Raw genomic sequence first — 10,679 nt, forward strand, 5'->3', positions numbered from 1 at the left:
GGATGTGGGCAGCCACAAGGGACTGCCCCTACAGGGAAAATCCCTTCAACCCAACTTACAATACTATCAAACTCAACTCGACACAGCACTAGGGCACTTACTGATTACACACGTCCAGAACCTGCAGAGAAGGCTTAGAACAATAAAATCTGTTACACAATCGGCATCGGACGAGTTCTGAAACTCATTTGGTGCCGGTTCTTTTTGCAGAGCACAATCTGTCTGGATTGTCATATAAATTGTTAGTTTGTGTAAGTAGAGCGAGCTGTGCTTGCGATACATTATCTACACGTATACAGGCAAGATCACACAAATGTCACCCCGCTGGGGTTCAAAATAAGAGATGCACCTTTTTCTACACAAATGCCGCCCCTCTGGGGCTGGATGTTTCGTTGATTCTGTTTCTACATAGATACTGAAGAACACCCAAGCAAATAAACCCTTCGGGACTAAAGAGGCTTTTGGGATATACACGGTTTGTGGATAGAACCCGGCACGGTTTCAAACCGTGCCTACCGGACTTGGGAGGAGAACTAAGCTATTACTTTTCTTAAATTGACACCTATGGTGAGGTTGGGAATGCAGATCGCATGAATCAGAATCAACGGTATGAAGTGCTTATGCACTTCCCCGGGTATGAAGGTTCTCCGTGTGGGCACCTACCAGAACTGAGAAAAATAGATATTACCGAATTAAATTCTGAAACTTCACACAACTTGTGCTACAATTAACTTTAAGTGATTTTTTTTAAAACCTTCGGATTAAACTCCGTAGGTTATTTTTTTGGAGCGAAAAAATGGATAGCAACAACACACATTCCCCCAACACAGCATCAGACTCTCGTCCGTCTGCCGTGAAGACGTTGCGCCGTTTTTTCTTTGTGGCGTGGCGAGTGAGTCCATTCGGAGCCATCGCACAGTCACTTTTGACGCTCACACACGGGTGTATCCCAATAGGGATTCTTTGGGCAAGCCGAGAACTGGTGAATCTCATCGCTGCTTTTCTCGATCAGGAAGCGGATTTGAGTTTAGAAACCGCAGCACCGTGGGTGTCGGCACTCGTGCTTTTGGCAATGCTCAGAAATATAGCCGATACTTGTGATGGATACCTGCAATGGAAAATGAAAAACCTTATCGGACTCCACCAGCAGGGAGCCTTACTTGAGGCGACAACCCATATCGACTTTTCTGTTTTTGATCAGCCACAGACGTATGATTTGATACAGCGGGCGCGACAAGCACTCGGGCATCGGCTCACGAATCTACTGCGCTTTCTCACGGAGATTGGACAAATCTGTGTGACACTGGTAGGATATGGGGTCCTCCTATGGGTAGCAGATCCACTGCTGGTACTCGTAGTGGTGTTACCCGCCTTTCCGTCTGCCTGGCTTAAAGTTAAGACAGCCGAAAGAAGGTACAGCCACGATTACGAAGCGACCCCCGTGCGCCGTATGATGGACTATATGCTGAGTTTATTGCTCGGATCTTCCTCTGGACAGGAAGTGAGGCTCTATGGTCTGTTCAATCTGCTTTTCGGACGCTGGCGAACAAACCATGAAAAATGGAAGAAAGAATCGCTTGCAAAGATTTGGACAGAAGCGAGGGCATCCATTGGGACAACCATCGCTGAAATCATCGCTTACGCTATAGCGATTGGTATACTCGCTGCGCGTATTGTAGATGGTCAGCTCACGATTGGCGACTATGTGATTCTTACTGGGACTGCTGCCGCCTTTCAAGGTAATCTGGAGGAATTGCTGTCCCTCATACAAAATATACTTGAAGATGTCCCCTTGCTTCGTGATTTACATTCCCTCTTAGAACGCGGAAAAACGGCGCGTACACAGTCAGGAACCGAGACATTCCCACAGCCGCTACAGTATGGCGTAGAAGTGCGTAATCTACGCTTCCAATATCCGGGTGCGACTGACGACGTGTTACAAGACATAAACTTCCACGTACGTCCCGGAGAGATCGTTAGTATCGTGGGTGTCAACGGTGCTGGAAAATCAACACTAATTAAACTGTTGCTCGGATTATACAAACCTGATGCTGGAACAATCCGCTATGACGAGAAAAATATCGCCGCAATTGCCCCGGAACAGATAGCCCTTAACTGTGCTGCCGTTTTCCAAGACTTCGCGCGGTTTCGTAGACCTGTGCGTGAGGAGTTGGTGCCAGGTCCCCCGAACCTCCATATTGACGACGAAGCACTCTGGCGCGTCATCAATGCGGTTGGTATCGAGGAACGTTTTCAGACGCTTCCGCGCGGCTTGGATACCTTCCTTGACCCTTCACTCGGCGAAGAAGGTGAAGGCGCGGAACTCTCTGGCGGCGAATGGCAAAAAGTTGCACTTGCGCGGGCTTTAGTTAGAAATCCCCAAATCCTCGTCCTTGACGAGCCGACCGCTGCCTTGGATCCACAAGCCGAAGTCGAACTTTATCAACGTTTTGTTGAACTTGCAGCTGGACGGATGACGTTCCTGATTTCACACCGAATCGGATCGGCGCGTCTCGCAAATCGTATCTTGGTATTAGATTCAGGACGTATTGTTGAAGACGGCACACATGAGGCGTTACTTGCCAGAGATGGACTCTACGCCAGATTTTTTCAAGCACAAGCACATTGGTATCGGTAGAAACTGCTCACAAGAAAGGTTATAGGTTAAGAGGTTATAAGTTAAGACTTATGGCATCAGCATTCTCTTTAACTTATAACCTAAAGGGTTGCGCAGCAACCCGCCCTGATTGAAGTATTAAAAAATGCAAAACGCTAATGGAAAATGGAAGACATGGGGACTGGCTGCGAAAGAAAGTATCATCGCATACTTCCGAACTTTTGCGATTGTCTGGCGGAGCGGTTCACTCGCGCTTTCGGGCATGATGTTCCTCACACTATCCCTCGGCGTTCTGCCTGTAGGCGATTATTTCGTGACGGAACACTTAGTCAATGCAATCACCGCTGCTATAGGCGATACCGATTGGTGGCAGCAGGTTGTCCCTTGGTTGCTCGGTCTACTCGGTCTACAAATCTATAGTACGCTTGCAGACCAGTTACGAGAACCCTTACGCCTCAACGTCAGAGAAAACATCGAAATTTGGATCAGTGAGGGTATCACACGGAAATCTAATACAATAGAGTTGATCGAGTTCCAGACGCCAGCATTTCAAAACGCGTTAGCGCGAGCGCGCACCATGTCGGGTGATGAACTTGAAGAGATTGTGTGGTGGCTCGTTGACAGCATTCAACAATTAATCAGCGTCACGGCGCTTGGTATCGTGCTGTGGGGTCTTCATCCGTTGTTAGCATTGCTTCCGACGGTGACCGGTATAACGTCTTGGTGGAGTGGTTCGCGTTTTGCTGCCGATCATTACAGCCTTGATGTAGAGCAGACACCACAACGACGGGAGCGAGATGCGTTAGAAGGTATCCTGACGGATCGCGGCGCAGGTAAGGAAGTACGGTTATACCAAGCACAGGACCTCTGGATAGGACGCTGGCAAAAATTATGGAGAGAACTCATACAAGAACAACAGGTAATTGAACGGCGTAAATTTATAGCCCATCTTGCGATTGGTATCTCACGTGCTTTGTTATACGCTTGTTCGCTTATTCTTTTATTGCTGGAGGTCTCTCTCGGAAGACTGACCGTCGGCACTTATATTGCCGCTGCCGTCGCCATCGTCAACTTGGATGGCATCTGGAACGGAGTCGCTGGTTATTTTCTATTGATTGCGGACGAGATGCGCCGTTTGTCAGGAGATTTGTATGCGTTTTTGGATCGTGGCTCAGACACAATCAAGGCAAAGACAGAGGAGGCATACCCTTCAGAATCTTACAATTATTCATTCCAGACCACTGAAGAACCTCAATATCTTCGGATAGAAAATGTATCATTCCGCTATCCAAATACGCAAGTCCCCGTGTTAAATCACATAAACGTAACTTTGAAAAAAGGGGAACGCGTCGCACTGGTAGGACCCAACGGCGCCGGAAAAACGACACTGGGACGTGTATTGTTGGGTCTTTACCGTCCACAGACAGGCACAATTCACGTAGGAGATGTCCTACTAAACGAAGAGAACCGTCAAGAGTGGTTGACGCATTGCAGTGCCGTTTTTCAAGACTTCACGAGCTACCATCTCACTGCGCGTGAAAACATTATCTTTGGAGATGTAGAACATCCGGAACGTATGGAAGCGGCATCAATTGCGGGTGGTTCAGCCTCGGTTGTTGACGGACTCACCGCAGGTTACGAGACCATGCTCGGTCCCACCTTTGGAGGACGTGACCTCTCCGGTGGCGAATGGCAACGCCTCGCAACAGCCCGGAGTTTCATGCGGGAAACCCCATGGCTCGTTGTCCTCGATGAACCGACTGCTGCACTCGACCCACTCGCTGAACAGGCGATCTATGAACGATTTATTGAACGGAGTACAGGACGGACATCGGTATTGATTTCACACCGTCTCTCCTCCGTCCGCACGTGTGAGCGGATTCTTGTTATCGATAACGGAACGATCATTGAAGACGGGGATCATGAGACGCTATTGGCGGAAGATGGACTGTATGCCCAGTTTTTCAGGGCACAAGCACAATGGTATCTTTAATTTTACCTTGCGGAGAAATAACGGTTGTTAGAACTATCAAGTGCATCTCCTATATCCGCCTGCGCCGATGTTGCAGGCTTACGGCTATGCTCTACGCTTAAATTCTTTAATTTTACCTTGCGGATGCCGTTACTCCGATTTAAGGTTCTTCGCCAAGATTTCAATCAATTCTGCCAAGGTTGGAAATTCGTCGCGTGCCTCTGGGGGAAGGTCTGCGAGAGGCGTGTCCCCGACGAAACGATACATATCCGCCGCGCCTGTCAAGATATTCGGGGTCAACCCGACATACACAAAGGTTGCCGAAATCTCTTCCATCTCACCTATCCAGCGTCTCGCCTTTGGAGGCATGCTCGGTAGTCCTTTTTCCATCCTTTCAAAGAGTGCCGATTGACTCAATTGAAACTCCGTAGTGAGTGCGTCCGACACCCCTAACACGGATGCGGCTGTGAGCAATTCGGTGCAGAGTGCTGTTAACCCTTTTGTCAAGGAGGCGTAGCACATCTTAATCGCAGAGGCGAGTCCTATCTCTGCGCCGATAGCCCGTATATCTAATCCATGATTGTTGAGTTCTGAAAATAGGTTAAGGTCGGGTCCCGATGCGTAGAACCGCGTTGCCCCTGGTGTCCGAGGCGGTGGACCGATAATGGACGCATCGACAAACGTTCCACCGGTCGCGGTGATGAGGTCTCCCAATTTACGAACCGTCTGTGGCGCGATGGCGTTGCAGTCGGTGTATGTTAGCGTCGTATCCACCTGCTGCAGCGTTTCTGCAACGACAGACGCAGCGGACATCGCTTGTGCAGGCACCATGATTGAGAGGATAAGATCGGCTTCAGTGACGAACTGTGGATAGGTTGGCACGTCCACAATGCCAGCTTTCTCAGCCAGCTGCCGAGTGCGTTGACTCCTTCCTTCCAGACAGGTGATGACGCGCAAACCGTTTTGACGAAGCACATTCCCGACGGTGTGTCCCATATCACCGGGACTTAAAATTCCAACAGTGTTGAGCATAGATTGCATCTCCTCTCTTTATTAGCACGCCTTTCGCATTTAGTAAGTGGCTTTCAAAGCACACAATAAGCGTCAATTTAGGGTTTTCGCGGTATTTTATAGCAGCGTCTTTACAATGTCGCCCCGCTGGGGCTTGATTGTTTAGGGTTCTCAGGTTCTACACAGATGCCGCCCCGCTGGGGCTAAAGACTTACCAGCATTCCCTTTACATTTTACAACTTAGATTTTGTCGGGTTTCACTCCGTTCTACCCGACCTACAAAAATTCTACACAGATGCCGCCCCGCTGGGGCTATTGCAAAAAACCCATCTTAAATGTGAATACCGACAGTGTTAATCGCCTTGAACACTAAGACTGCCCCAAGCAAAATGACGACAGCAGCACTCATAATCGGCAGGCGTTGGAGCCAGATACCTTCGCCCGTAAAACGCGCAATCAACGGTTTAGCCATCACCATCAAGATACCGATAGCAACCAACACAGCGGCAAGTCCCAATGAGAAAGCACATAGGATAATTAGCCCCCACACAAGTTTGTTGAGACTAATCGCGAACAGGAGCCCGATGAGTGCATCAACACACGGCACGACACCACCGGAGATACCGAGCGATAGCAACCCCCAAAAACCTGTCCGTTCGGGCGGGGCATGGCTATGGGTATGCCCGCCATGACTATGTGTATGTCCAGGGTCATGGGAGTGATCATGATCATCGTCGCGCGAATGGTCGTGTCCGTGATCGTGGTCGTCTGCATGCGGATGGTCGTGATCGTGGTCGTCATCATGGGCATGATCGTGTCCATGCGAATGATCATGGGGGTGCGGGTGCTGATGCGCATGTGCATGGTTGTGCGCGCCACTGCTATAATATTGTTTCATATTTTTGGTGAGCAACCATGCGCCGATGCCAACAATCAAAACGCCGGAGAACAGACTCAACCACGGAACAATATCCTCGGGTGCAAACTCTTGAGCGACCAGCATGACAACTCCAAGGGCGATGACGCTGAAGGTGTGTGTAAAGGTAACGACGAGTCCAAGGAACACTGCGTCAATTATCCTGCCTTTAGAGCCAACGAGGTAAGCAGCGACTATGGCTTTTCCGTGTCCGGGTGTCAAGGCGTGCAAACCGCCAAGCACGAATGAGATGACGAGTGCAGCAATTGCGAGTTGTAGGGTAAGGGGACGATTTATCAGTTCCTTTATCCGATCACCTGAATGTTCATGCCCCTCGTCAGCAAAAGCCAACGCGCACGCCATAACACCGATAAAAATGATACTGGCTTGCAATACACGCTTACAAACTGTGCCATTGGAAAAGAAATAATGTTTCTTCAAAACCGATTAAACCCTCGCGAATTTTTGGAAACGTCTGTCAGCGACGACTTCACTGACATAGATGTTCCCGTTTGAATCGATCCAGATACCGTGCGGAGAATCACTGAACTGTCCTGGGGCATCTCCCTTTTCGCCCCACCGTCCGATGACTTCACCCTCAAGCGTCATGATACTGATGCGCTGTCCACCTTCAGCGATGTGAATGATGTTATCACTATCAATGAAAAGATCGTTCGGGGACCGGAGGTCTGTCCATTCCGTCAAGTATTCGCCGTTGTTGTTAAAAATCTGACAGCGAAGGTTGCCACGGTCAAGAATATAGACGCGGTCATTATGGTCGACGGTAACATCGTGAGGGAGGTTAAATTCACCAGGTCCCGTGCCGGGTGCCCCCCATGAGACGATAACTTCGCCATCGGCAGTCATTCGATGGACCCGCGACTGCCCATAGCCATCAGAGACGTACATCTCCCCCGATGTTGAGAGAACAGCACGCGTCGGTTCATTAAACGGTCCTCCGGGTGCTCCGGGTTGGTTGACAGTGCCGAACGTCTCTAACAATTCCCCATCCAGCGAAAATTTCCGGACCGTGTGATCGACGGTGTCTGTGGTATAAATCTCATCGTCTGGAGAAATCCAGATACCGTGCGGTTTCTGAAAGATGTCCTTGCCCCATTCCGTGACGAAGGTGCCATCCGCCTCAAAAACGAGCATAGCAGGTTGTGGACTCCGATTATAGACATAGACTCTGTCATTTGCGTCACACGCTACGCCGGAAACGAGTCCGAGCTGCGGAATCATTCCCCATCCTTCCACGACTTCATACTGATAATCACCTGTTCCAAAAGATGCCATGGTCATCCCTCCTATTAGGTATGAACGTTTACATACTTAGCGACAATAGACTTCAGGATATGGACAATCCGATCTGCTTCTAAAATACCAAGGATTTCAAATCTGATAATATCCAATTTTGGAATATATTGCAACCGTTTTAAAAGATCCCATTTATAAACAAAACGGCTCGTGTCAGGTCCCCTTCCTGAAAACCAGTGGCGTAGAGAACATTCGTTTCGTCGATATAGGTATACCGATTCTCGCCGAAGAAATGTGTAATTTCAAAATTCAAACGGAAGGTTCGACTTAAGTCGTAATGTATACCGGCTCCCCAGTCAGAAAGATTAGCATTGAAGTCGAAAAATCGGTAGTTGAAACTGTCAAGTGCATCGTTGATGAAATCGAGACGGATGACGCTAAAGTAGGCAAAAGCCCGCGCTTCGCGATAATTGTAGAGGCTGTGATCGCGAATCCATGTAAAATCAAGCTGGATGCGATCGTCCCAAGAGTTTTCAGTCGCCCGGTCATCCTGATTGAACCGTCCGCGGAAATCCTCAAAATCCCTTGCCCGGTAATAACTCGTATCGGTCATTCGGACGTAAGTAAGTCGATTCGATACCGCGATACGGTATGCCTCATTGAAGTCATAAGAGAAAATCAAATTTGCGTACGCGGTATCTTGAATAATCTGTTCATCAAAATCGGATTTGGTATAGAGATCTGCGTCCAAATCATCTTGGTTGTCGATTTCAACGTCGTGTAGGTCGCGTGTATAACGGAGTTTGAGTTCCGTCTGGAACATTGAAGAGATCAATGCTGTGGTCGGTGCGTATTTCCGAAATCGTAATTCTGCTGGCTCAAGATAGTAAAGGTTCCCATGCCCATCAATTCCTTTGAGCTGGAGTGCGACATCTGTCTCAACTTCTCGTTGAAAGGGGATCAGCAACTTTTGTGTATATGCGCCATCGGTGGTAAATCGTTGGATACGCCGTAGCCGATAGCGAAAGCGCCTTGTACCACCATCGTAGCGTTGTGTCGGATCGTCGAGACGTTTCGGAAGCGTGGAGGCGAAGTCCTTTAAGTATTTCGCTGTATCGGCGATAAGAAGCGTGCCGTCTGCCAATACGGCTATCCGAAAGGGTGCGATAAATTCGCCAGCGGCATCGCCATACTTGCCAAAGGCGCGCTCGAACTTCCCATCAGCAGTATATTTGAGTACCCGATGCCCCTTTTCATCAACAACATAGAGATTCCCCGATTTATCGACTGCCATATCCACGGGATGTGCGATGTGACCTGCTCCGGGTTGGTCAAGGAAATAGCGGGCAACTGCCTTACCGTCCGCATCAAGTTTGACGATAAGCCTATTCGGGGCACCTCTGTCGCAAACATAGAGATTATTGTGAACGTCGATTGCTAATAAAAATTGTCGTTTCGTGTTCCCTTGTGGAATAATCAGGGCGTAATTCCCATCGGCATCCAAGCCTGGGGCGGCGGATTCAAGAGGCTTTATTCGCTGGGTCAAATCTTGGATCGGGTAACTTTCGACAAATACACCACTCGCATCGAATTTGTGGATACACGGACCGTAGTTGAAGATTTTGGGACCCTGCGTCTCTTGTAGGTGTGCGTCTGAAATCTCCACGAACATCCAGTCCATCACATAGATACTGCTATCCGCGCCAATAGCGATAGCCGTCGGGTTAATGAATCGAAATTCACTCTCCGCCTCCATCTGGATGTCAAATGCAAACCCTCCGGTTTCATTGAACTTCTGAATTCGGAAATTATCTGTATCCGTTACATAAATAGCACCATCAGGACCAAACGCCATGAACACGGTTTTGGCGAATTGTGCTTCGCCCGATCCTTTTCCACCGAACGTATTCACAAATTTGAATTCCTGTGCGGCGTTTACAGTCACCGGAATCAGGAGTAGCAGACAAAACGTCAAGTTTTTCAAGTTTTTAATTTTTCCTTGCGGTCTTTTTAATTTACCTTGCGGTTAAACGACATGGATATGAACACCAACAGAAGGGCGAGGTTACAAACCTCGCCAGCGGTGGGATAGGGTTGGTGCCTCTTGAGATGTCTATATATTTTCGGGCTTCACTCTATTGTAAATTCCACAATATGAACACCGACAGAAGGGCGAGGTTACAAATCTCGCCAGCGGTGGGATAGGATTGGTGCTTCTTGAGATGTCTATATACTTTGGGCTTCACTCTATTACAAATTCCACAGTTGGATATGCTAAGATTCAGGAACATCTGGATGTTTATTTTGGATATTATCCAAGATACCATTGATAAATGTAGGGGAGTCTGGGGTGCTGTAGGATTTAGCGATCTCAATAGCTTCGTTGATCGAGGTTGCTGGATCAATATCATCGAGATAGAGAATTTCATAAGCTGCACATCGTAGAATAGAGAGATCAACGACAGGCATCCGGTGGAGTTTCCAATTTTCGGATGTGTTTTGAAGTAGTGTATCAATCGCCTCCAGATGTGCAATCGTGCCTTCAACGAGTTCCAAAGCGAAGGGTCGGAGTTCTACCGATGTGTCTTGGCTCTGCCAAAATAGCTCTATAACACTTGGCACGGGAGCAGTGGTGAGTTGAATTTGATACAGCATTTGCATCGCAACGATGCGAGATCGCCTACGGAGAGACATATTTTTAATTTACCTTTTGGAAACCTGCTTCATTCTCACAGTGGATTGTCGGGTTTCGCTGTGTTTGTTTTTCTCAATGTGCCATGAAAAAAGAGACGCTTCTGGGTAAACTGAAGGATTCTGGAACCTTCATCGCTCTACCTAGTGCTGTGTCACTCCTAAAATGATGGATGTGGGCAGCCACAAGGGACTGCCCCTACAGGGAAAATCCC

At 48.4% G+C, this 10,679-nt stretch carries 7 protein-coding genes; 2 read left to right on the forward strand and 5 right to left on the reverse strand.

Features of this window, described 5'->3' with window-relative positions:
• Positions 1–796: 796 nt before the first annotated feature.
• Both J4G07_12515 and J4G07_12520 read left to right on the forward strand, forming a co-directional pair.
• Positions 797–2,638, forward strand: a complete 1,842-nt coding sequence (locus tag J4G07_12515; protein MCE2414817.1) for an ABC transporter ATP-binding protein — start codon at positions 797–799, stop codon at positions 2,636–2,638.
• Positions 2,639–2,762: 124 nt separating this feature from the next.
• The gene (locus J4G07_12520; GenBank protein MCE2414818.1) at positions 2,763–4,610 is read left to right on the forward strand and encodes an ABC transporter ATP-binding protein; all 1,848 of its coding nucleotides are present in this window, start codon (positions 2,763–2,765) and stop codon (positions 4,608–4,610) included.
• Between the two features lie 129 nt (positions 4,611–4,739).
• Here the strand turns inward: J4G07_12520 and J4G07_12525 are convergent, their stop codons facing one another.
• From J4G07_12525 to nusB, 5 genes are all read right to left on the reverse strand, one after another.
• Complete coding sequence (locus J4G07_12525; GenBank protein MCE2414819.1) at positions 4,740–5,621, reverse strand: prephenate dehydrogenase/arogenate dehydrogenase family protein; 882 nt, start codon at positions 5,619–5,621, stop codon at positions 4,740–4,742.
• A gap of 310 nt (positions 5,622–5,931) precedes the next feature.
• Positions 5,932–6,957 (reverse strand): high frequency lysogenization protein HflD, encoded by a 1,026-nt coding sequence (locus J4G07_12530; GenBank protein MCE2414820.1) that lies wholly within the window; start codon positions 6,955–6,957, stop codon positions 5,932–5,934.
• Between the two features lie 6 nt (positions 6,958–6,963).
• Positions 6,964–7,812, reverse strand: coding sequence for a hypothetical protein (locus J4G07_12535; GenBank protein MCE2414821.1), 849 nt, complete (start codon positions 7,810–7,812; stop codon positions 6,964–6,966).
• Positions 7,813–7,951: 139 nt separating this feature from the next.
• A complete protein-coding gene (locus J4G07_12540) occupies positions 7,952–9,757 on the reverse strand; it encodes a hypothetical protein (protein ID MCE2414822.1) in 1,806 nt (601 codons plus the stop codon).
• Positions 9,758–10,047: 290 nt separating this feature from the next.
• Positions 10,048–10,467, reverse strand: a complete 420-nt coding sequence (gene nusB, locus J4G07_12545; GenBank protein MCE2414823.1) for a transcription antitermination factor NusB — start codon at positions 10,465–10,467, stop codon at positions 10,048–10,050.
• Positions 10,468–10,679: the final 212 nt, after the last annotated feature.

It is taken from the genome of Candidatus Poribacteria bacterium (assembly GCA_021295715.1).
In the GTDB taxonomy this organism is placed as follows: Bacteria; Poribacteria; WGA-4E; order WGA-4E; family WGA-3G; genus WGA-3G.